This is a genomic window from Rhizobium acidisoli (assembly GCF_002531755.2).
Taxonomy (GTDB): Bacteria; Pseudomonadota; Alphaproteobacteria; order Rhizobiales; family Rhizobiaceae; genus Rhizobium; species Rhizobium acidisoli.
Window position 1 is genome coordinate 420,593 of the sequence record NZ_CP035002.1, and the last position, 22,589, is coordinate 443,181.

23 protein-coding genes are annotated in these 22,589 nt (G+C 62.1%); 11 read left to right on the forward strand and 12 right to left on the reverse strand.

Annotation, left to right across the window (positions count from 1 at the left end; genetic code table 11):
• Nucleotides 1-18 precede the first annotated feature (18 nt).
• On the reverse strand, nt 19-1,131 hold the full coding sequence (locus CO657_RS34335; protein ID WP_245487195.1) for a GGDEF domain-containing protein: 1,113 nt from the start codon (nt 1,129-1,131) through the stop codon (nt 19-21).
• On the opposite strand from CO657_RS34335, the gene CO657_RS37815 reads away from it, so the two are divergent.
• Complete coding sequence (locus CO657_RS37815; RefSeq protein ID WP_245487196.1) at nt 1,130-1,669, forward strand: hypothetical protein; 540 nt, start codon at nt 1,130-1,132, stop codon at nt 1,667-1,669. The two genes, CO657_RS34335 and CO657_RS37815, sit on opposite strands and share 2 nt — an antisense overlap.
• 526 nt (nt 1,670-2,195) lie before the next feature.
• A complete protein-coding gene (locus CO657_RS34340) occupies nt 2,196-4,181 on the forward strand; it encodes a HAMP domain-containing methyl-accepting chemotaxis protein (protein WP_054183596.1) in 1,986 nt (661 codons plus the stop codon).
• 80 nt (nt 4,182-4,261) lie between these two features.
• Here the strand turns inward: CO657_RS34340 and mctP are convergent, their stop codons facing one another.
• The 5 genes from mctP to CO657_RS34365 all read right to left on the reverse strand — a co-directional run bounded on the left by mctP (nt 4,262) and on the right by CO657_RS34365 (nt 8,768).
• Nucleotides 4,262-5,737 (reverse strand): monocarboxylate uptake permease MctP, encoded by a 1,476-nt coding sequence (gene mctP, locus CO657_RS34345; RefSeq protein ID WP_054183597.1) that lies wholly within the window; start codon nt 5,735-5,737, stop codon nt 4,262-4,264.
• Entirely contained in the window at nt 5,727-5,924 is a 198-nt protein-coding gene (locus CO657_RS34350) for a DUF3311 domain-containing protein (RefSeq protein WP_003591841.1), read from the reverse strand. Before CO657_RS34350 ends, mctP begins: the two co-directional genes overlap by 11 nt.
• Before the next feature lie 248 nt (nt 5,925-6,172).
• Nucleotides 6,173-6,844: a two-component system response regulator MctR gene (mctR, locus tag CO657_RS34355; RefSeq protein WP_054183598.1), complete on the reverse strand. Its 672-nt coding sequence runs from the start codon at nt 6,842-6,844 to the stop codon at nt 6,173-6,175.
• Complete coding sequence (gene mctS, locus CO657_RS34360; RefSeq protein ID WP_054183599.1) at nt 6,841-8,226, reverse strand: two-component system sensor histidine kinase MctS; 1,386 nt, start codon at nt 8,224-8,226, stop codon at nt 6,841-6,843. Before mctS ends, mctR begins: the two co-directional genes overlap by 4 nt.
• Before the next feature lie 77 nt (nt 8,227-8,303).
• Complete coding sequence (locus CO657_RS34365) at nt 8,304-8,768, reverse strand: Lrp/AsnC family transcriptional regulator (protein WP_054183600.1); 465 nt, start codon at nt 8,766-8,768, stop codon at nt 8,304-8,306.
• Nucleotides 8,769-8,930: 162 nt separating this feature from the next.
• On the opposite strand from CO657_RS34365, the gene CO657_RS34370 reads away from it, so the two are divergent.
• From CO657_RS34370 to CO657_RS34390, 5 genes are all read left to right on the forward strand, one after another.
• Nucleotides 8,931-9,710: an ABC transporter ATP-binding protein gene (locus CO657_RS34370; RefSeq protein ID WP_054183601.1), complete on the forward strand. Its 780-nt coding sequence runs from the start codon at nt 8,931-8,933 to the stop codon at nt 9,708-9,710.
• A 45-nt stretch (nt 9,711-9,755) separates the two neighbouring features.
• Nucleotides 9,756-10,154 (forward strand): transporter substrate-binding domain-containing protein, encoded by a 399-nt coding sequence (locus CO657_RS34375; protein ID WP_063856440.1) that lies wholly within the window; start codon nt 9,756-9,758, stop codon nt 10,152-10,154.
• Nucleotides 10,155-10,163: 9 nt separating this feature from the next.
• Nucleotides 10,164-10,889: an ABC transporter permease gene (locus tag CO657_RS34380; RefSeq protein ID WP_054183602.1), complete on the forward strand. Its 726-nt coding sequence runs from the start codon at nt 10,164-10,166 to the stop codon at nt 10,887-10,889.
• A gap of 12 nt (nt 10,890-10,901) precedes the next feature.
• Nucleotides 10,902-11,591: an ABC transporter permease gene (locus tag CO657_RS34385; RefSeq protein ID WP_054183603.1), complete on the forward strand. Its 690-nt coding sequence runs from the start codon at nt 10,902-10,904 to the stop codon at nt 11,589-11,591.
• Between the two features lie 106 nt (nt 11,592-11,697).
• Nucleotides 11,698-12,606: a homocysteine S-methyltransferase family protein gene (locus CO657_RS34390; RefSeq protein ID WP_054183604.1), complete on the forward strand. Its 909-nt coding sequence runs from the start codon at nt 11,698-11,700 to the stop codon at nt 12,604-12,606.
• Nucleotides 12,607-12,624: 18 nt separating this feature from the next.
• Here CO657_RS34390 and CO657_RS34395 read toward each other — a convergent pair whose 3' ends face one another.
• On the reverse strand, nt 12,625-13,062 hold the full coding sequence (locus tag CO657_RS34395; protein WP_054183605.1) for a MarR family winged helix-turn-helix transcriptional regulator: 438 nt from the start codon (nt 13,060-13,062) through the stop codon (nt 12,625-12,627).
• A gap of 206 nt (nt 13,063-13,268) precedes the next feature.
• Here CO657_RS34395 and CO657_RS34400 point away from each other — a divergent pair, with 206 nt between their 5' ends.
• From CO657_RS34400 to CO657_RS34410, 3 genes are all read left to right on the forward strand, one after another.
• Nucleotides 13,269-15,080, forward strand: coding sequence for a chloride channel protein (locus tag CO657_RS34400; protein WP_054183606.1), 1,812 nt, complete (start codon nt 13,269-13,271; stop codon nt 15,078-15,080).
• Between the two features lie 146 nt (nt 15,081-15,226).
• Nucleotides 15,227-15,493, forward strand: a complete 267-nt coding sequence (locus CO657_RS34405) for a type II toxin-antitoxin system Phd/YefM family antitoxin (protein WP_054183607.1) — start codon at nt 15,227-15,229, stop codon at nt 15,491-15,493.
• A complete protein-coding gene (locus CO657_RS34410) occupies nt 15,490-15,912 on the forward strand; it encodes a type II toxin-antitoxin system VapC family toxin (protein WP_054183608.1) in 423 nt (140 codons plus the stop codon). Before CO657_RS34405 ends, CO657_RS34410 begins: the two co-directional genes overlap by 4 nt.
• A gap of 39 nt (nt 15,913-15,951) precedes the next feature.
• On the opposite strand, the gene CO657_RS34415 is transcribed toward CO657_RS34410, so the two are convergent.
• The 5 genes from CO657_RS34415 to CO657_RS34440 form a co-directional block, all read right to left on the reverse strand.
• On the reverse strand, nt 15,952-16,722 hold the full coding sequence (locus CO657_RS34415; RefSeq protein ID WP_054183609.1) for an ABC transporter ATP-binding protein: 771 nt from the start codon (nt 16,720-16,722) through the stop codon (nt 15,952-15,954).
• A 9-nt stretch (nt 16,723-16,731) separates the two neighbouring features.
• Entirely contained in the window at nt 16,732-17,715 is a 984-nt protein-coding gene (locus CO657_RS34420; RefSeq protein ID WP_054183610.1) for an ABC transporter substrate-binding protein, read from the reverse strand.
• Between the two features lie 38 nt (nt 17,716-17,753).
• On the reverse strand, nt 17,754-18,608 hold the full coding sequence (locus CO657_RS34425) for an ABC transporter permease (RefSeq protein WP_054183611.1): 855 nt from the start codon (nt 18,606-18,608) through the stop codon (nt 17,754-17,756).
• A 10-nt stretch (nt 18,609-18,618) separates the two neighbouring features.
• A complete protein-coding gene (locus CO657_RS34430; protein WP_054183612.1) occupies nt 18,619-19,971 on the reverse strand; it encodes an LLM class flavin-dependent oxidoreductase in 1,353 nt (450 codons plus the stop codon).
• Between the two features lie 539 nt (nt 19,972-20,510).
• Nucleotides 20,511-21,296, reverse strand: a complete 786-nt coding sequence (locus CO657_RS34440) for an IclR family transcriptional regulator (RefSeq protein ID WP_054183614.1) — start codon at nt 21,294-21,296, stop codon at nt 20,511-20,513.
• Between the two features lie 222 nt (nt 21,297-21,518).
• Here CO657_RS34440 and CO657_RS34445 point away from each other — a divergent pair, with 222 nt between their 5' ends.
• Complete coding sequence (locus CO657_RS34445; RefSeq protein ID WP_054183615.1) at nt 21,519-22,589, forward strand: ABC transporter substrate-binding protein; 1,071 nt, start codon at nt 21,519-21,521, stop codon at nt 22,587-22,589.

The following is a 22,589-nucleotide window of genomic DNA, read 5'->3' on the forward strand; positions in this document are numbered from 1 at the left end:
GACGGCTGTGCGAAGGTGTCAGGGTGCCGGCGCCATGCATCGGTTGCGGCCGGCATTCTTGGCGGCGTAAAGATTGGCGTCGGCCACCTGCAGCGCCGCTTCCAAACTATCGGCCAGGGACCAATCCGCCAGGCCGATGGAACAGGCGACCTCTAGCTTCGGAGCGACCTCAGACCAATCATGGTCCTGCACCCGTAGGCGCAGCCGTTCGGCGGCGGCAAAGGCGTCCGCGGCTCGCGTGCCGGGAAGCAGAAGCAGGAATTCCTCGCCGCCCATGCGGATCGCCAGACCGCCTTCCGCCCCCGCATCGCCCAGCAAGCCGGCAACGCGGGCGAGGACGATATCGCCGATCGAATGGGAGAAGACATCGTTGATGCGTTTGAAGTGATCAATGTCGCACAGCATCAGGGCTGCATGGGTGACGCCGGTATCGGCCCAGTCCCTGCACCGGAGCTGCAATTCGCGGCGATTGCCGAGGCCGGTCAGCGGATCGGTGCGCGATGCCAGCACCGCCTCGCGCTGTTCGGCGGCAAGCCGCAGATTTTCCTCCAGCAGGCGCTCACGCTCCAGACGGGCGCTGTCTTCCTTGCGGCGCATGGTCTCCAGATCGAGCGCCAGCTTCATCGTATAGGCGCGCGCCGAGGCAAGCCGCCGATAATCCTCGACCACCAGCTCGTGATAGATCCTGTGATGGTCGAAGGCCGCCCGCCAGTCGCCGGCCATTTCGGCAATCCGGAAGCGCATGTCGAAATGGCGCAGCTTCATGCGCGGCACGACCAGAACCTGCTCCATCGCCTCGACGCCGGCAAGCAGCGACTGCGCTTCATCGAAAGCGCCCTGGCCGGCCAGAAGATAGGCGTACCAATAGGAGGTCTCCGCCTCGAGCACCTCGTCCTGCGCGGCCTGACAGGCGGCAATGGCGGCGACATAGCCGCTCGCCGCCACGGCGTCTTCGCCGCGCGTCCAGGCCAGAAGCCCGAGATAACAATGGCATTCGGCAATCTCGTAGCTCAGGTTTTCGGCCTGCGCCTCTATCATGATCGACTGCAGTTGCTCCTCGGTGCGGGTAAGCAGGAGAGCGTCGATCTCCTTCCGTGCCAGCCGATGTTCGCCGAGCGCGCGCGCCGCCATGGCTGGCAATCGAGCGGGCGATCAGCACGGAGCTCTTAGCCAGACCGCTCGCCTCCGCATAATTAAGGCTCTCGGCCGCCGCCTCGGCGGCGCGGTCGAAGTCGTTCGAATCGAACAGTGCCACCGCATAGGCGGTGCGCGCTCGCCAGTTGGCCAACGGATCCGGGCAGGATTTGGTGCGTTTCTGGCAGTCGATCAGCAGGGCGAAGCCGGTTTCCAGATCGCCGAGCGCCACGAGAATGCCGCCATGGACCGACTGAAGGGAAATGATCGCAGCCTGATCCTGGCAATATCGGAGCCAGGTTTCAGCACGAAGGCAGATCTTCAGACCTTCAGCCAAGGTCTCCTTGTTGAAATGGATGAGCGCAAGCCGATGCGAGGCGCGCAAGGCTCCGGCAACATCGCCCGCCTCGAGGGCTGCTTCATAAGCCGCTTCTGCAGCCTCGAGCGCTTCGCCGGTGCGGCATTCCCAGTCCAGGCGCACGGCACTGTCCAGCAGTTCCTGCCAGCTCGCTGCCAGGTTCCGATCGTGCCTTGACGTGGAAGAAGCCTGTCGTGCCACCTCTGCCCTATTCCCTTATCCGTACCGCATAGTCTGCGAGAACTTCTAACAATTCTCAAAGAGTTGCGCTTAACGGCGAACTTCATCGCTGAACATCGATGCTGGCAGGCAGATTTAAACGGCCCGTTTGCAACAGGAAATGTGTGCCAATTCAAACCAACAACTTGGTGTACTCTATTCCGGCGCGGGCGTTGGTGTCACTACGACCAAAAATACGACAAAATGTCCAAAAAGCGCAGCATAATGATGCCCTGTCGGCTTCGTTTACACTCTCTAAAATATCTCCTCCTATTTTTAAGCATATCGGAGCGACGTTCTGAGGATCGTCACCTACGCCATGATGGCCCGCCAGGTATCCCGAAATCCCGCATGAAATCGACTTGTTACCCTGACGCTCGCCCGGCTCTAGATGCGACGTGCGCAGTGGTGCCCGGCGACGCATTCGGGGACAGATCCTGGTCCCAGACACCTTTAAACCTCGCCGACACGATGGAGCGCGCGAATGAACAGCATTAAGAGTTTCGGGATCGCGATGCGTCTCGCCCTTGGTTTCAGCTTTCTGATCCTGCTGATGGCGGGCCTCAGCATCTACTCGGCAGTGCAGGTCGCGGAGATCAACAACAATCTCGGGACGATCAACGACGTCAACAGCGTCAAGCAGCGCTTTGCTATCAATTACCGCGGCAGCGTGCACGATCGGGCAATCGCCATTCGCGACGTGACCCTGGTGACCTCCGCCGATGAACGCAAGACGGCCGAGGCATTGATCGAAAAGCTCGCCGCCTCCTACGCCGAAAACGAAAAACGCATGGCGGAGATGGTTGCATCGCCGGCGGGTGCCACGGATCAGGAAAAGACCATTCTGAGCGAGATCGCCGACATCCAGGCGAAAACCAATCCTCTCGTCGCCCAGATCATTGCGCTGCAGGAAAAGGGCGATGGCGAGGCGGCCCGCAAGATCCTGCTCGAACAGGCAAGGCCGGCCTTCGTTGCCTGGCTCGGCGCCATCAACAAATTCATCGACTATCAGGAAGCATTGAACAAATCGATTGGCGGCGAGGTCCGCAGCACGGCGAGCGGCTTCAAGCCGATGGTCCTGACGGCGCTCGGCATCGCGGCTCTTCTTTCGATCGTTGCCGCTGCGATTACCGCGCGCACGATCGTTGGCCCGCTGGCAAAACTGCAGCTGTCGCTGAAGGCGATGGCGGAGGGCAATCTCGACGGCGACCGTCGCCTCGAAGCGCGGGGTGATGAGATCGGCAAGCTTGCGCGCGCCGTGGCCGGCCTGCGCGACGCCATTTCGGCAAAGGCGGAGCGGGAAGCCGACACGGAAGCCAAGCGGGCCGTCGCAGAACGGCATCGGCTCGAGCAGGATGCAGACGAACGCCGCACTCTTGCCGAGCAAACCGACCGCGCTGTCGGCCAGCTTGGCGATGCATTGCAGGCGCTGGCAAACGGCGACCTTACGCAGCAGATCGACACGCCGTTCATCCCCTCTCTGGAAAAGCTCAGAGCCGACTTCAATACCGCGGTCGAAAAGCTCCGCGCTGCCATGCAGAAGGTTGCCCAGAACGCCAGTGCCATCGCCGCCGGCGCACAGGAGATCCGATCTTCCTCGGACGATCTCGCCAAGCGGACCGAACAGCAGGCCGCATCCGTTGAGGAAACCGCCGCTGCGCTGGAGGAAATCACCACTACCGTCGCCGACTCGAGCAACAAGGCACAGGAAGCAGGACAGCTCGTTCGCAAGACGAAGGACAGCGCAGAGCGTTCGGGCAGCGTCGTCCGGGGCGCGGTCGATGCCATGGGCAAGATCGAATCCTCCGCCACCGAAATCGGAAGCATCATCGGTGTCATCGATGAAATCGCCTTCCAGACCAACCTGCTGGCGCTGAATGCCGGCGTCGAAGCCGCCCGCGCCGGTGAAGCAGGCAAGGGCTTTGCCGTCGTTGCCCAGGAGGTGCGCGAGTTGGCGCAACGTTCCGCCAAGGCTGCGAAGGAAATCAAGGAACTGATCAACGCTTCGAATGGTCATGTGAAAAACGGTGTCGCTTTGGTCGGCGAGACCGGAAAAGCCTTGGAAGAGATCGTCGCACAGGTACAGCAGGTCGACGGCAATGTTGGCGCTATCGTCGGCGCTTCGCAAGAGCAGGCAACGGGGCTGAAGGAGATCAACACTGCTGTCAACAGGATGGATCAGGGCACGCAGCAGAACGCCGCCATGGTGGAAGAAGCGACAGCCGCCGCCCATAATCTCGCCAAGGAAGCCGACGCGCTGTTCCAGCTCTTAGGCCAGTTCAGCATCGGGGGCGCGGTGGCATCGAAGCGCGCATCGCAGCCCGCTGCCGCGGCACAACATGCTCAACCTGTGTCCTCGCCGGCGCGCCAGATGATTGCCAAGGTAGGCAGGTCGTTTCAGCGAAGCGCGGGCCAGGGAAATGCGGCCCAGGGGAACGCAGCATTGGCCGGCGATTGGGAAGAGTTTTAAATCGGATTGATTTATCGTCAGCTTCTGCTGGAATGCGAATTGCAAAGGGCGGCGTTTGCCGCCCTTTGCTTTGATTGGACTCACGCCCGGGCCGGAACCTTGGCCGGAAGAAGGGCGTTGATCACGACGGCAACGCCGATGTTTGCCGCAAGCGCCAGCAGTCCGGTGTAGACGGTGAAGGGCTCGCCGCCGAGGCTGATCAGGTGCAGCGGCTTCCAGCCGGCATCCCAGACGAGGAAGGTGCCGCCGCAGAAGCCGACGAACCAGCCGGCAAGCAGAGCGGGTGCACGGAACCAGTTGGTGTAGAGACCGAAGACCAGGGCCGGAAGCGTCTGCAGGATCCAGATGCCGCCGAGCAGCTGCAGGTCGAGTGCGAACTGCGTCGGCAGGAAGATGATGACGAGCAGCGCACCGACCTTCACCACCAGCGACGTCACCTTTGCGACCTTGGCTTCGCCGGCATCGCCGACTTTCGGATCGACATAAGCTTTCCAGAAATTGCGGGTGAAGAGATTGGCGGCACCAATGCTCATCACCGCTGCCGGCACCAGTGCCCCGATGGCGATCGCCGCAAAGGCGAAGCCGGAGAACCAGCCTGAAAACAGCGTCCTGAACAGGGTCGGAACCACGTCATTGGCGCTGTCGAGCTTCAGATTGGCGGCATGGCCCATATAGCCGAGCAGCGCCAGAAGTCCGAGCAGCAGCGTATAGGCGGGCAGCATGATCGCATTCTTGCGGATCGTCTTGCCGCTGTTGGAGGCAAAGATGCCGGTCAGCGTATGCGGATACATGAAGGCTGCAAGCGCCGAGCCGAAAGCGAGCGTGGCATAGGCGACATATTGATTGCCGCCGAGCAGCAGGCTGCCGGAGCCCTTGGCCTGGAAGGCCGCATCGGCCGAGGCGAAGACATTGGCGTAGCCGCCGAGCTTCGACGGGATGAGGGCGACAGCTGCGATCACCACGATATAGATCATGATGTCCTTGACGAAGGCGATCAGCGCCGGGGCGCGCAGGCCTGCGGAGTAAGTGTAGAGCGCCAGCACGATGAAGGCGATCGCCAGCGGCAGTTCGCCATGCAGCCCGAGTGCCTTCAGGACCGCCGTCATGCCGACGAGCTGGAGGGCGATGTAAGGCATGGTGGCGATGACGCCCGTTGCCGCGACCGCGAGTTCGAGACCGCGCGATCCGTACTGGCCGTGGACGACGTCGGCGGCCGTTACATAGCCGAAATCCTTGGCGCGTTTCCACAGAACCGGCATGACCATGAAGACGAAGGGATAGACGACGATCGTATAGGGCAGCGCGAAGAAGCCGTAGGCGCCGACCGTATAGACCAGAGCCGGGACGGCGATCACGGTATAGGCGGTATAGAAATCGCCGCCGACGAGGAACCAGGTGATCCAGGTGCCGAAGTTGCGGCCGCCGAGACCCCATTCATCGATATGGGCGAGCGTCTCGGGCTTGCGCCAGCGGCTGGCGACGAAGCCCATGACCGTGACGAGAACGAAAAAGAAGATGAAGACGGCAAGCGCCGTACCGTTGATGTCAGTCGTCATGGCGCACGCTCCGATAAGCAATCCAGGTCAGCGTCGCCGTGATCGGCACCCAGAGAAGCTGATACCAGTAGAAGAAGGGGAAGCCGAAAAGCGACGGCTCGCGGAGATTGTAAAATGCCGGCCAGAGCAGACCTATATACGGGATGATCAGCAGCCAGAGCGCTGCCTTGCTACGTGGTTTTTCCATGTCGGAATACCTTTCAGGCGCCGCAATAGCGGTCGCCATGTTCCAGTTGTCGGGCGTGGAAGGCAGGTCTGTCAGCCGGCGGCGGCAGCAGGCCCGGTTCGGGTCGCTCGAGCTTTTCCGGCGGATCGGAAGCTGATGTAACGCATGTGAATTCCTCCCAACGGCTTGGCACTTGGCCAGCCGTGATTGGAGTCCTAGGGCGTTGGTTTTATCCCCACAAGATGGGCGCAGAGGCGAAATACCGGGGTCTACCCAGAAGTGGGTAGGCGCGGATTTCCACCTACACTCGAGGCGATGCCGTGGTCGAGCGCATAGCGGATGAGGCCAGCCGTCGTGGCGATGCGGAGCTTCTTCTTGAGGTTCTTGCGATGGGTTTCGGCGGTGGCGGAGCTTATCCCGAGCACTTCGGCGATCTCGCGGTTGCTCCTACCGGCAACGATCAGCCCGAGAATGTCATGCTCGCGCGGCGTCAAAGGATCGCTCCCCTCCTCCGCGCGTTCGCCCATCAGCGCATCGAAGACGCCGGAGGAAAAATAGGTGCCGCCGTCGGCGACGGTTTCGATCGCCGCGACGATCTCGTCCGTCGAAACGTCCTTGAGAACGTAGCCGGCGGCACCATGCATGACGGACGAGGAAATATACTCGCGGCTGTCATGCATGGAGAGCATCACGACGCGGGTCTCAGGAAATTCATTCCTGAACAATTCGATCGCATCGATGCCGCTGAGCTTCGGCATGTTGATGTCCATCAGCACCACCTGCGGCTGGATCTGCCGGGCAATGTCGAGCCCGGTTTGAGCCAGGCCGGCGGTGCCGGCGACTTCGATATGGTCGAAGGTTTCGAGCACGGCTTTCAGACCGTCCAGCACCAGCGGATGGTTGTCGATCAGGAGCACCCTGATTTTGGGTCGTTCCGTCATGCGGCTTCCGCCTGCTTGCCGGCGACAAGATTGGCCGATCTCGGCATCATCGCCGTCAGCGTCGTGCCAGCCTCGCTGCTGTTGATCAGCAACAGGCCGCGGAAGTGGGCCATGCGCTCCTGCATGTTGCGCAGGCCGAGCCCCGCCCTGCCGGATGCGCCGTCCCTGCTGCCGTCGAAGCCGGCGCCGTTGTCGGATATCGTCATACGGGCGCGGCCACTGTCGCTCCAGAGCTTGACCGAAAGCTTCGAGGCGCCTGCGTGCCGCTCGACATTGTTGAAGGCTTCCTGCGCAACGCGATAGAGCGCGGTGTTGGCTTCGGCTTTCAGCGTATCGGTGAACGCCGAAGCGTCGATTTCCGTCTCGATCCCCGTCCGCTCGGCAAAATGGTGACAGAGCGCTTCGAGCGCGGCCTTCAGGCCGAGATCGTCGAGCACGCGGGGCCGCAGATCATGCGAGAGGAGCCGGATTTCCTTGATGGCGCCGTTCAGCGCCTCGACGCCGCGCTCGATGGTCAGCGCAGCCTCATCGACATTGGTCCTGACTTTGCGGCCGGCGAGGTCCATTGCATAACGCACGCCGAGAAGAGTTTGGGAGATGCCGTCATGCAGCTCGCGCGCCAGCCGCGTGCGCTCCTCTTCCTGGGTGTCGATGACCCGCTGTGTCAGCGCCTTGAGCCGGCCGTCGGCCATGCGGCGCTCGTGGAACGTCAGCAGCATGCAGGTGGTGAACACCACGAGCACCGAAGGTACGGCGATCAGCGCAACGATGACGAAGGTCCGCCTGATGTTGGCGCGCATCACCTTGTTGGCGGCGGCACTCTGGGCAAAGACGTCATCCAGATAGACGCCGGTGCCGACGACCCAGTGCCATTTGTCGAGGCTGACGACGAAGGAGAGCTTGTCGGCGATCTGACCGGTCGACGGTTTCTGCCATTTGTACTGATGCAGGCCGCCGCCTGCCTTGGCCGTGGCGATCAGTTCGGCAATGACCTTGTCGCCATCCGGGTCGGTGAGATCGAGCCAATTGTGACCATGCCGGAAACTCTGGCGCGGATGGACGATGTTGTTGCCGTCGTAGTCGTAGACGAAGAAATATCCGTCCTTGCCGTAGTCGAGCGAGGTCAGAATCGCCGCCACCTGCTGCTTGGCGGCCTCGTCGTCTGCGCCGGCCTTGTCGTAAATCGTCTGGATGGCGGAGAGCGCAAGATTGGTCAGGTTGAGGATCTCGGCTTCCTTGGTCTTCAGCATGTTCTGCTCGAACGTATCGATGCTGTTCTTGGCGAGGTTTGCCGATTGCCAGGTGATGAAGGTGGTGATCGCGAGGATCGAAATGACCAGCGGGACGATCGCCAATGCGATGATCTGGTGTCGTAGCGTCAACGGTCATTCCTCCCAAGGATCTGCGCCCGGAATTATGCCCTTTGTCCGATATGAGTCCAGCCGCCCGGGCGCGATCGCTATTCCAGCGGCACGAATAGGCCGAGCTTGACGTCGCGCAACACGACATTGGTGTGCATGCGGCGGATCTGCGGATTGTCGGCCATGATCAGGGCGGCGATGTCGTCATAATGCTCGACGTCGCGGGCGGTGACAATGGCGATCAGGTCGACGGCGCCGGTGACGTAATAGACCTGCTGGATATGATCCTGCTTCTCCGCCCATAGCCGAAACTTCGCCAAAGCGTCGTAATTGTCCCGCTCGATCTCCATGCCGACGATGAACACCATCGATGTTCCCGTCGCTTTCCGATCGACGACGGCGACCTCGGCCTTGATGATCCCCTCCTCGCGCAGCCGTTTCAACCGCCGCTGCACGGCCGAGACAGACAAGCCGATCCGTTCGGCGATCGTTTCGGCCTTCAGCTGGCAGTCGCGCTGAACGATATCGAGGATGTCACGGTCAAAACGATCCAGCTGTTCCATTGTCCATTTCCATTTCAGCTGCGGCACATCATACATTCTGCCGCATTCGATGCGCGAGGAAGATTATTTTGCACAAAATATGCAAAATAGGTGATAATTGCGCGAAAAAACCGCGTTATTTTATCATTATCCTTCGCATCTCAAGTTCAGCCGGACCCATGCATGTCGGATCAACCCTTTCCTGCTCTTCGCGTCGAAGATCTCCATAAAAGCTTCGGCTCGCAACAGGTTCTCAAGGGTATCTCCACCGAGGCCCACAAGTCGGATGTGATCTCTATCATCGGCTCGTCGGGTTCCGGCAAGAGCACTTTTCTCAGATGCATCAATTTCCTGGAGACACCGGATCGCGGCCGCATTGCGGTGAACGGCGAGGAAGTCGGGATGAAGGCCGGTCGCGGCGGGAAGCTGCAGCCGCAGAGCTGGCGGCAGATCGAACGGCTGCGGACGGGGCTCGGCATGGTGTTTCAGAGTTTCAATCTCTGGGCTCACCGCACCGTATTGGAAAACGTCATCGAGGCGCCGGTCCATGTCATGGGCATTTCCAGGCGCGAGGCGGTCGAAAAGGCGGAGGCCCTGCTTCACAAGGTCGGGCTTTTCGACAAGCGTGACGCCTATCCCGCCTTTCTCTCCGGCGGCCAGCAGCAGCGCGCGGCGATTGCGAGGGCGCTCTGCGTCGATCCTGCCGTCATGCTTTTCGACGAGCCGACATCGGCGCTCGATCCGGAATTGGTCGGCGAGGTCCTCAAGGTCATCCGCGATCTCGCGGAAGAAGGACGCACCATGCTGATCGTCACGCATGAAATGCGCTTCGCCCGGGATGTGTCGAGCCGCGTCCTCTTCCTGCATCAGGGACGGATCGAGGAGGAAGGGCCGCCGGAGCAGGTTTTCGGGGCGCCGGTCAGCGCCCGCTGCCGGGAGTTCACCCGTCTCGGCGCCCATTGATGCGCATCCATCATCACTAACACACGAACCAGGAGAATCCTGCGAATGAAACTGCTTCCCATGCTTTTCGCCGGCGCGGCCCTTGCGCTTTCCGCCGTCACCGCGCAGGCCGAAGTCCGCTTCGGCGTCATGAATGAATCCTATCCGCCCTTCTTCGCCAAGGACGCCTCGGGCGAGTGGCACGGATGGGAAATCGATCTCATGAACGCCGTCTGCACCGAGATGAAGGAGAAATGCTCGATCGTCGACATTTCCTGGGATGGTCTCATTCCGGCTCTCCAGAGCAAGAAGTTCGACGTGATCTGGTCGTCGGGCGGGCTGCGCAAGGAAGATACGGAGCTGAAAGCCAAGCTGAATGCGGCAATCGCTGCGGTTCGGGCCAACGGCCAGTACGACGCCATCACCAAGAAATACTTCGACTTCGACATCTACGGCGCGAAGTAAGCAATTCCGATGGCGACCACGCAACAAGGCATTCTGGACCTGCTGTCTCCCTATCCTCCGGGATGGGGCGGCGTTCTTCTGGCAGGTGCGGTCTCCACGGTCGCCATCTCGGCCTGCGCCTTCGCGGTCGGACTTTTGCTCGGCACGGGCGGTGCGCTGGGAAAGCTTTCGGGCAATCGCGCACTTCGCCTGCTGCTCGATTTCTACACGACGGTGATCCGCGCTGTTCCCGAGCTGATCCTGATCGTCGGGCTCTATTATGCCGGCACCGACGGTCTCAACCGGCTGCTGGCGGCATTGGACCTGCCGCCTGTCAACGTCAACGGTTTCGTCGCGGCGATCACCGTGCTCGGCTTCGTGCAGGGCGCCTATATGACGGAGGTGCTGCGCGGCGCGATCCTCGCCATCCCCACCGGCCAGATCGAAGCGGCCAAGGCCTTCGGCATGGGGCCGATGCTGCGCTTCCGCCGCGTTCTGCTGCCGGCGCTCTTGCCGAATGCGCTGCCGGGGCTTGCCAATCTATGGATGTCGATCACCAAGGACAGCGCGCTGGTCGCGGTCGTCGGCTACCAGGAGCTGGCGCTCGCCACCCGTCTCGCCGGGGCGAGCACCAAACATTACTTCGTGTTTTTCCTGGCCTCGGCCCTTCTCTATCTCGCCATCACGCTCGTTTCCAACGTCGCCTTCAAACTGATCGAGGGACGGGTGCGGCGGGGACAGCCTCGCCTTGCCTGAAGAAAGCGCCCCATGAGTTTCACCTGGATCTCTTCCTACTGGCCGCTTCTTCTGACCGGCGCCTGGCAGACGGTGTCGTTGCTGGTCATCTCGGTGGTGTTCGGTTTCATCATCGCCATCGGTCTCGCCTTCGCGCAGGTCAGTGGCGGCAGGCTGACGCGGCTGCTTGCCCGCGGCTACTGCACCTTCTTCCGCGGCACGCCGCTGCTGATCCAGCTGTGGCTTCTCTATTACGGCGTCGGCTCTCTGCTGCCCATGATCCCCGGCATTCGCCAGAGCCTGTTCTGGCCGATTCTGCGCGAAGGCTTCTTCTTCGCAGCCGTCAGCTTTACGCTGAACTATGCCGCCTATGAGGCGGAGGTCTTGCGCGGCGCCCTGCTTGCCGTGCCCAAGGGCGAGCTCGAAGCCGGCCGGGCCTTCGGCCTGTCGCCCTGGAAGCTGACCCGGCGCATCTGGTTGCCGCGCGCCATCCGCATTGCCCTGCCGACCATTGCCGGCGAGATCGTCATGCAGCTCAAGGCGACGCCGCTTGCCTTCACGGTGACGGTGATGGATCTCTATGCCGTGGCGAACAAGGTCCGCCAGGACACGCTGTTGGTCTACGAACCGCTGCTCGTCGTCACCCTCTTCTATCTCGCATTGACCGCAGTCATCGCCCGCGTCTTTCGAGGTCTCGAAGCGCAGGTGCCGGTGCGACGCTAGCAGGGTCCGGCCATGAACCCCGGCGCGTATCGACGCGCATTTCACCCCGTTTGTTATGAAAAGCCCGCCGCCGGTAACGGCGCGGCAGCCTGAATGGAGACCCTTGATGAGCACGACACGAATCCTCGATGGCGGCATGAGCCGCGAGCTGCTGCGGCTCGGCGCGGAATTGAAACAGCCGGAATGGTCGGCCCTGGCGCTGATCAATTCGCCGGATATCGTCCGCGAGGTGCATAAGGAATTCATCGCCGCCGGCTCTGAGGTCATTACCACGAACAGCTATGCGCTGGTGCCCTTCCATATCGGCGAGGACCGGTTCCAGAAGGAGGGGGCGGCGCTGATCCGTCTTGCCGGCCGGTTGGCGCGCGAGGCAGCCGATTCCATCACCGACCGCAAGGTGCTGGTCGCCGGTTCGCTGCCGCCGATCTTCGGCTCCTACGAGCCGCAGAATTTTCAGCCCTCGCGGGTGCAGGATTATCTGAAGGTGCTTGTCGAAAACCTCGCGCCTTTCGTCGACATATGGCTCGGTGAGACGCTGAGCCTGATCGCCGAGGGCGAGGCCGTCCGCGAGGCGGTGTCGGCAACCGGCAAACCGTTCTGGATCTCCTTCACATTGGCGGATGACGAGGCCGATATCGACAGCGGCGAACCGAAGCTCCGCTCGGGCGAAAGTGTCGAGGACGCGGCCTCCTGGGCGGTCTCATCAGGTGCGGAAGCCTTCCTGTTCAACTGCAGCAAGCCTGAAGTCATGCGAGGCGCCGTCGAGACGGCGGCGCGCGTGTTCCGCCAGGCGGACGCTCAGATCGAAATCGGCGTCTATGCCAATGCCTTCGAAGGGGAACAGGGCGCATCGGCCGCCAATGAAGGCCTGCACGACACCCGCGACGATCTGAATGACGACGCCTATTCGCGTTTTGCCTGCTCCTGGGCCGAGGCTGGCGCCACGATCATCGGCGGCTGCTGCGGCATCGGCGCCGCCCATATCCATCGTCTCGGCAAGACGCTTTCAAGATAACTCGCAGCGCGGCTTCGTTCACTCCGCCTTCGGCGCCGTCTTCTGAAGCTCGAGGAGAAGCTCGATCAGCTTCGGCGCCATCACCCTGATTTCCGAAAGATGGACGGCGCTCAGCCTTGTCAGAAGCTCGTCCGCCTTTTCGGTCAGCAGCAGCGTCTGGCGGCGCCTGTCTGTGGGATCGGCATGGCGTTCGACCAGCCCGGCATCAGACAGCCGCCCGACGAGCTCGGTCGCCGTGTGCGGCGCTATGATCAGCCGCTCGGCCAGCATGCCGATGGTCATCGCTTCGCCGCCGCGTTGCCCCTTGATCGCCAGCAGCGCCTGATGCTGCTGCACGGGCAGTCCTTCCGACTGGGCGGCAGAGGCGCTGAAGTCCATGAACTGGCGAAGCGCGAACCTGAGGTCGGCGAGCGCCTCGTAATCTTCCTGTCTGAGCGGCGGCGGGATTTTCTTCACACTTATTCTCCTCTGCCGCGTCGTTCGCAGGAGGTGATCCATGCGCGCGCTCTTGCCGATCTCGAATAGATGGGCAGCCGCCGGCCGGTCAAGTGAGGCATCGTCCGAGACATTTTCGCCTTCTTGCTTTCGTCCATTGATTTATATCGTATCACGATATAATCACGCCACTCAAGCACACCCATTTCCGCGTAGCAGAGGCTTCCATGGCGCAGCATCAACCCAGCAACCGGCCGCATGATTTCACCGGCGGTCTTTCCCGGCGCGAGGCCGGCGATTTCACCACCGACAAGCGGGTCCTCCTGCTGGTCGGGATGTCCGTCATCGTCGGCACCGCGGGCGCCTTTGCGGCCTGGTGTCTCGTCAGCCTGATCGCGCTTGTGACCAATGTCATCTGGTTCGGGCAGATCGGCATTCAGCCCGCTTCTCTCGCCGCCGTGCCGCGCTCGCTGTGGGTGGTGCTGGTGCCGCCGCTCGGCGGGCTGGTCATCGGCCTGATGGCCCGCTTCGGATCGGAGAAGATCCGCGGCCACGGCATTCCGGAGGCGATCGAAGCCATTCTGATCGGCGGCAGCAGAATGTCGCCGAAGGTCGCGGTCCTGAAGCCGCTGTCATCGGCAATCTCGATCGGAACCGGCGGCCCGTTCGGCGCCGAAGGACCGATCATCATGACGGGCGGGGCGATCGGATCGCTGTTCGCGCAATTCTTCCACATGAGCGCGGCCGAGCGGAAGACGCTGCTCGTCGCCGGTGCCGCCGCGGGCATGACGGCGATCTTCGGCTCGCCGATCGCCGCGGTCATGCTGGCGGTCGAACTCCTGTTGTTCGAATGGAAGCCGCGCAGCTTCATTCCGGTCGCCGTTGCCGCCTGTGTGTCGATCTGCTGGCGCCCACTGCTCTTCGGCACAGGCCCGCTGTTCCCGACCCATTTCCAGGTGGATTTGCCCTGGTGGGGGATTTTCGCCTGTGCGGCGATGGGCATCATATCGGGGCTGCAATCGGGATTGCTGACGACGCTGCTTTATCGGATCGAGGATCTGTTCGAGGCGCTGCCGATCCACTGGATGTGGTGGCCGATGCTCGGTGGTCTCGTCATCGGCCTCGGCGGCCTGATCGAACCGCGGGCGATGGGCGTCGGCTACGACATCATCGACGGCCTGCTCAACAACCGGCTGCTCGCACCGGCTGTCATGTCGATCCTTTTGGTGAAGACCGTCATCTGGCTGTTTGCCTTGTCGTCGGGCACATCGGGCGGTGTGCTGGCTCCGCTGCTCATTTTTGGCGGCGCTCTCGGATGGCTGGTCGGGCTCGTCATGCCGGGCAACGATCCGGGCTTCTGGGCGCTGCTCGGAATGGCGGCGATGATGGGCGGAACCATGCGGGCGCCGCTCACCGGCACCTTCTTTGCAATGGAGATCACCGGCGACATCGGCACGCTTGTTCCGCTGCTCGCCGCAACGGTTGTGGCCTATGCCGTCACGGTCCTGCTGCTGCGCCGCTCGATCCTCACCGAGAAGATTGCGCGCCGCGGGCAACACATCACCCGCGAATATGGCGTCGATCCGTTCGAACTCTCCCGGGCAAGAGAGATCATGATCAGCGATGTCGACACGCTTCCCGTCAGCATGACGGTCGGAGAGGCCTGCGATTTCTTCACCTCCCAAGAGAAAACCCACCGGATCTATCCCGTGGTCGATGCTTCAGGCCGGCTGGCCGGCATCGTTTCGCGGGCGGACGCCCTGCTCTGGCAGGGGAAGGCGGAGCTTGCCACCCAGACGCTCGGCGAAAACGTCACGGACGGCTCCGTTCCCGTCGGGCATCCAGATGATACCGTCGCCTTCATCGCCGACCTGATGCTGTCGACCGGCGATGGCCGCATTCCGATCGTCGATCCGGCTTCCGGCAAACTATGCGGCCTGATCGCCCGCAAAGATCTGCTGCGGCTGCGCAGTTCCTACCGGTCGGCGGAACTGGATCGGCGGCCCTATTTGACTGCCGGAGCGAAGAACAAGTCTTGATAGCCGCTCCGGTTTCTTCAGCACAATGGAGGGGCCGGGCATCGTCGGCCCCTGCAAGTTGAACTATTCGATCGAACCGGCGCCACTTGCTAACACCTAGTACCGGCTATATGGTCATGATGGTCATACTGGTCAGAAGGTGAGCGATGCGGCTACCAAAGCAAGGTGATGAAAGCTGGACTGTAGCCGGTGCAAAGGCGAAGCTTTCCGAGGTGATCGAACGCGCGCAATCCGCGCCACAGACCATCACACGAAACGGCAAACCCAGCGTGGTCGTCGTCTCCGCCGAGGAATGGCAGCGGAAGACGGCACGCAAGGGGACGCTTGCCGAATTCTTGATGGAATCGCCGTTTCGCGGCGCCGATCTGGACCTTGAGCGTCAGCGCGACGAACCGCGTGATCCTGACCTGTGAAGCTTCTGCTCGACACCAATGTCCTGTCCGAGGTGACGAAGCCGAACCCTGCTGAGCGCGTCTTGGAGTGGCTGGACAAGCTCGACGAGGATCGCAGCTTCATCAGCATCGTGTCGGTCGCAGAGATCCAGCGCGGTATTGCCCTGATGGACAAGGGACGGAAACGCGATGCGCTGGCCGAATGGCTTGCCCACGACCTGACGCAACGCTTCGAGCATCGCATCATTCCGGTGGACGAGCCGGTTGCCCTGGCATGGGGAGACCTTATGGGCCAGGCGAAGCGGAGGGGCCGCGGCCGGTCGTCGATGGGCGGACTTATCGCTGCGAACGCGGTTGCTCACGATCTCAGCCTCGCGACGCGTAACACGAGGGATTTCGAGGGCTTTGGGGTCGAACTCATCGACCCCTGGGCCAGGTGAAATGTCTCCGGCCTGCGGAACTGATGGAGGCGGCAGCCTTCAATGCAGTCCGAACAGGTTCAGCAGCTCTTCGCGGTGCCGGACGAATTCCGGTGCGCTTCGATCGCGCGGGCGCGGCAGATCGATGTCGATCAGGCGCGGTTCGGCTCCCTTTTCCCGCGGCAGGATCAGGATACGGTCGGCGAGATAAATCGCCTCTTCGAGATCATGGGTGACGAGAATGGTCGTCACATCCTCGTCGCGCCAGATCCGGGCGAGCTCCTGCTGCATGCCGATCTTGGTCATCGCGTCGAGAGCGCCGAGCGGCTCGTCGAGCAGCAGGATTTCCGGCTGGACGGCAAGCGCCCGGGCGATGCCGACGCGCTGCGCCATGCCGCCGGAGAGCTGCCGGGGATAGGCCGCCTCGAATTGCTGCAGGCCGACAAGCTTGACATAGTGGCGTGCCCGCCCCCTCGCCTGCTCGCGGGACAGGCCCCTGGTTTCCAGCCCGAAGGCGACATTGTCGAGCACATCAAGCCAGGGAAGAAGGCGCGGCTCCTGGAAGATGACGGCGCGTTCTGCGCCGACACCGCGTATCGCCTGGCCGTCGACCAGCACCTCGCCGGTATCGGACTCCTCAAGGCCGGCCAGAACCCTGAGCAGGGTCGTCTTGCCCGAACCGCTGGCGCCGACGATGGCGAGGCTTTCGCCGGAGCGGATGTGGAGATTGATATCTTTCAGAACCTGCAGATGGCTGCCGTTCAGCTTGTAGGATTTGGAGAGGTGACGGATCGTCACCTCTCCGCGGCGAATGTCTTGGGCGAGGCTCATCATTCTTCCTCAGTTGCTTGCCGGCTTGGCATCGGCCGCGAAGATGATGTCCTTCGCCGCCAGCTGGCCTTGCTTCAGCTTGCCCTCGCGAACCAGGACGTCGATCCAGAACTGGATATCGCGCTCAACAGGCAGGCCGCCGGCGCGCACGCCGTAGCCGCGGAAGTATTGAGCAATATCAGGGTTTTCGCCGCGTTCGGTCAGGGCCTTGGCCAGGATCTTCTTGGTTTCCTCGGGATGTTCGCGGGCATAATCGAGGGCGCGGGCCGACTGCTCGACGAAGATCTTCGAGGCTTCGGGATGCTTCTGAATGAAATCGCGGCGCAGAACCACGAAGCCGCCGGCAATGTCGCCGAGCACGTCGGTATCGTCGAAGACCGCCCGCAGGCCGCCATTCTTCAGCGCCGCACCTTCGAAGGTCGTCTGCCAGTAGCCGAAGGCGGCAATATCGACCTGCTTGGAGCGCAGCACCTGTTCGAGCTGCGGCCCGGGAACGACGACCTGATTGGCGGAGTCGCTCGGCAGGCCGACGGAGTGCAGGGCCTCGCGGATCGTGTAGTCGAGATGGGCGCCGAGCGTGTTGACGGCGATGCTCTTGCCGGCGATGTCCTTGATGCTTTTGATCGGGCTGTCTTCCAGCACGTAGAAAGTCGACTGCACCTCGTCATTGATGCCGTTCGACGGATAGGCGGCGACAAAGTCGTTGCCGCCGATGATCGAGTTCAAAACGGCTGACGTGGCGGCGCTGCCGATCTCGACGTCACCGGATGCGAGCGCAATGAGGGAGGCCGGCCCGCCCTGGGCATAGCCGACATTCTCCAGCGTGATGCCGGTGTCTTTGAAATAGCCGAGCGCGTCGGCGAGTTCATGGGCAGCAAGGCCGCCCTGGCTCGCGAGATAGCGCAGCTTGACGGAATCGGTGGCGGCTGCCGGCGTGGCGAGACCGAGCGCGATCAGGGCCGGCAGGAGAAGGTTGCGAGGATGGAAAGTCATGACGTGTCCTTTCGGAAGAGGAAAATCGGAGAAAGAGATCAAGCGTTCGGCTGAGACCAGCGGCAGAGGCGGCGCTGCAAGAGAACCAGCAAGGCATTGGCGGCAAGGCCGAGAAAGGCGAGCAGCAGGATCGCCGCAAACATCAGCGGGATCTGGAAATTGTACTGGGCGTTCATGACCTGGAAGCCGATGCCCTTGTTGGCGCCGATCATCTCGGCGGCGATCAGCAGGAGCAGCGCCGTCGTCGCCGAGAGGCGCAGCCCGACGAAGATTGCCGGGACGGAGGCCGGCAGGATGACGCGGCGGAAGACGGTCAGCGATCCGGCGCCATAGGTGCGCGCCATCTCGATGAGCTTCTGGTCCACCTCCTTGACGCCGCCGATCGTGGCGAGCAGCACCGGAAACAGCGTCGCCCAGAAGATCACGAAGATCTTGGACGTTTCGCCGAGGCCGAGCAGCAGGATGAAGACCGGATAGAGCGCCAGCGCCGAGGTCTGGCGGAAGAGCTGCAGGATGGGATCGAGCGCCTGCTCGACCGCACGAACCTGGCCCATGAACAGGCCGAGCGGAATGCCGATCACGACGGCAAAGGCGAAGGCGGTTCCGGATCGCTGCAGGCTGATGGCGATGTCATCGAGCAGCGCGCCGTTGGCAAGGTTGGTCCACAGAGCCGAGAGGATTGCGTTCAAAGGCGGGAAGACGGCGGGATTGACCCAGCCTTCGGTGCTCGATACCTGCCAGAGCGCGAGGAAAGCGAGGAGCAGGCCGTACCGCGGCAAAAGCGATGCGAGCGCGCCGCGCAGATAAGATGCGAGGATCGAAATCGTGCTTCTTTCGCCGCTTTTCAGGCGGCCGAAGCTTCTTGGCAGAGTCTGGTTGATTTCATAGGCCATGGGTCGCTCCTCACTCTGCTGCCTGGAGGGTTGCGTGTCCGGCAGCCCATCGATTGGCGGGGAAAGGCAGGCCGAGATTTTCCCGGAGCGTCCTGCCCTCATAGGCGGTGCGGAACAGGCCGCGGCGCTGCAATTCCGGGATGACCAGATCGACGAAATCGTCGAGCGCCGTCGGCAGCCAGGGCGGCAGAATGTTGAAGCCGTCGGCCGCTTCGTTCTCGAACCAAGTCTGCAGCGTGTCGGCGATCTGCTCGGCCGTGCCGACGATGGTGTAATGGCCGCGGGCCGATGCGATCCACTGATAGAGCTGGCGGATGGTGAAGTTGTTTTCGTCGGCGATCTGGCGGATGAGGGCCTGGCGGCTCTTCATGCCTTCGGTCGGCGGCGCCGGCGGCAGCGGCCCGTCGAGATCATAACCGTGCAGGTCGAGCGTGCCGCCGGTCAGGCCGTTGAGAAGGCCGATCCCGTCCTCTTCGACGATGAGCGAGGTCAGGCGATCATACTTCTCCCGCGCCTCGGCTTCGGTCCTGCCGACGAAGGCGGAGACGCCGGGCATGACGAGGATGTGATCGGGGTTGCGACCGAGACCGCGGGCGCGTGCCTTGATATCACGGTAGAATTCCTGGGCGGTTTCGATGTGCTGATGGGCGGTGAAGATCACTTCGGCCGTTGCCGCGGCAAGCCCACGCCCGTCGTCCGACTGCCCGGCCTGGACGATAACGGGATGTCCCTGGGGCGAGCGCGAGACGTTGAGCGGACCGCGCACGCTGAAATGCTCGCCGCGATGGTCGGTATCGTGCAGCTTCGCCGGATCGAAGAACACGCCGCTCTCCTTGTCGCGGATGAACGCGTCGTCCTCGAAGCTCTCCCAGAGTTTGCGGACGACGTCGACATGCTCGGCGGCCCGGCGGTAGCGCTCGGCATGCGGAAGCTGGGTGTCGCGATTGAAGTTCTGTGCCGTGAGGTCGCCCGTCGTGGTCACGACATTCCAGCCGGCGCGGCCCTCGGAGATCAGATCCAGCGAGGCGAATTTGCGAGCAGTCGTATAGGGCTCCTCATAGGTCGTCGAGGACGTCGCGATAAAGCCGAGATGGGTGGTGAAAGGCGCAATCGCGGAAAACAATGTGACGGGTTCGAAACCGGCGACGCGGGCATTGCCGCCTTCGCGTGCTCCGCCAAAACCGACAGCCAGACCGTCGGCCAGGAAATAAGCATCGAAGAGTCCGCGCTCGGCTGTCAGAGCGAGTTGCTTGTGAAACTCGAAACTGGTGGCACCATCGGCCGGCTGGTCGGGATGGCGCCAGGATGCAACATGCTGCCCGCCACCGGGGAGAAATGCTCCAAGCCTGATTTTCCGTGTCATTTTGCGTCCTCTCCGTTTGCCGTCGCCGGCCCGGTCCTTTCGGGAGCCGAGCTACAATCTGGCCGTCGGACGCTAAGATACGTTCTCCATAGATTTTATAGAGAAACTTAATTTCGTAGATTCGAATGAAGAGTGAATAGATTTCCGGGATCGGCTGAAAACTCGAAATTCAACGATCGGGTGGCGATCCAAGGACTGGCGAGCCCCCCGAGCCCGTCACGGCCGCCGTGCCGTATCGCCGTCGAATACTGGTCGTGTTGAAACCACGAGCCGTTCCGAAACCAACCGCGGCCTTTCACGTTCATTGCGGGAATACGCAGGGAGGATGATAGATGAGGCTAGTGCCATTCCACTACGCGGGGCCAAACGACCCCCTCGTCTTCATCAATCCCGAACACGTTGTTGCCGTGCGGCCTTTCCCCAACTGCACCTATATTTATGTCTGCGTGCTGCAGAAAGATGGCGGGCCAAGTTATTACCCGGTCAGGGAGACGGTCGATGATGTCGTGAAGCGACTGAGTGGTTCATGAGCTGCAGCATCAGCTTCGTTTCGGCCGGGCCGGGGCATGCTCCAGGCCGGCGGCGGCCTTCTTCAGGCAGTCGAGATAGCGGTCCCGGTTGGCGATGCCGTCGTCGCGCGGGGTGACGAGGCAGAGCGTTGCGGCGGCATGGCCTTCCTCGCCGCGCACCGGCACGGCAAAACAGTGGGTGAAGCTGTCGACGATGCTGTTGAAGGTGAAGAGGCCCTCGCGCTCGGCCTGGCGCACCTCGGCGATGAAGGTCTGGGGCTCGAGCCATTCGCCGCCCGGCAGGCGGAAATCCTGCGGCGGAATGAAATTCAGGATGTCCTGATCCGAAAGATGCGCAACCAGCAGCCGTCCCGACGCCGTCCACGGGATCGGCACCGACTGGCCGACATCGGTCGAAATGCGGAACGGCCGCGCGCCTTCGCGCATGCGCACCACCGTATACCGGTTGCCATCCAGCATGCAGAACTGCGCCGTCTCGCGTGTCTCGTCGGCAAGCCGTTCCAGCGTCGCCTCGCATTCGCGGGTGAAATCGAAATGATTTTCATAGGCGGCGCCGAGGAAATAGAGTTTGCGGCCGAGATAGACCCGTCCCTCGCCGCCGGTGAATTCCAGAATGCCGTTGCTCAGCAGCAGGTTGACGAGTTCGTAGACCGAGGAGCGCGGCGCGCCGATCTGCGCTGCGATTTCGTTCGGCTTCAGCGCTTGCCGTTTCTGGCGCAGGAAATCGAGGATTTCGAAGGCGCGGTCGAGCCCGCGGGCGCGTTTGCCGGCTGCTTCGTCCTGAACTGCATCCATTGCTGTCGATCCCAATTTCTGTTCGGCCAAGCTTTTCAAATCCTCCGCCGCATCTGTCAACCGACCTCCGTGATTTCACAGCAGACGAAAATTTTTTTCACCCCTCTTGCGAGGTGGAAAAATCGGCATAAGATCGCCTCGTCCGGTATAAGGATCATATGTACGATATATTGGACATAGATGGCAAGCCGTCAAGGCTGCCGTAACAAAAAGGGGATCGACATGAAAAATTTTGAAAACAGCATTTCCGCTTCACTGCGCCGTCGCCTTCTCGCGGGTGCCGCCGCCGCGGCAGCCCTCCTCGTCTTTTCCACCGGCACGGCCTCGGCCGCCGCCAATTGCATCAAGGGCGACAGGAAAGCGCCTTATACAATCGGCTGGGCGAACATCTATTCGGTGCCGACCTGGATGAAGCAGACCGAAGGCACGATCACCGCCGAAGTGGAAGAGTTGAAGAAGGCGGGTCTCGTGAAGGACCTGATGATCACCGACGCGCAGGGCAACGCCCAGACGCAGATCCAGCATATCCAGTCGATGATCGACGCCAATGTCGACGCCATCGTCGTCATCGCCGGCTCCTCCAACGCGCTCGACCGCGTCATTTCAGATGCCTGCGACAAGGGCATCGCCGTCGTCAATTTCGACAGTCTTGTGAACACCGACAAGGTGACGGCAAAGATCAACACCGATTCCAACGAATGGGGTGCGACCGCTGCCAAGTGGATGATCAGCCAGCTCGGCGGCAAGGGCAAGATCATCATCATGAACGGCCCGGCCGGCATTTCGGTCAGTGATGATCGCCGCAAGGGTGCCCAGCCGGTGCTCGACGCCAATCCGGGTCTGCAGGTGATCACCGAGACCAACACCGAATATAACGTCGCGCCCGCACAGGAAGCGATGACCAGCCTGCTGTTTGCCAATCCCGAGATCGACGGCGTGCTGTCGCTCGGCGGCGCGCTGTCGGCCGGTTCCGTCCTCGCCTTCGAGCGCCAGGGGCGCGACCAGGTGCCGACGACGGGCGAAAATGCCAGGCAGTTCCTGGAGCTGTGGAAGGAGAAGGGCCTGAAGGGCTGGGCGACGATGCAGCCGAACTGGCTCGGCGCGCTCTCTGTCTATACCGCCGTACAGGCGCTGCAAGGCAAGGACGTGCCGGCTTTCGTCAAGGTGCCGCTGCCCGTCATCGACGACAGCACCATCGGCAGCTACCTCGCCCGCGCCGACAAGTTCCCGGCTGACGGCTATATCTACTCGGATTACGACCAGGCGCTCTTCGACAAGCTGCTTGCCAAGTAA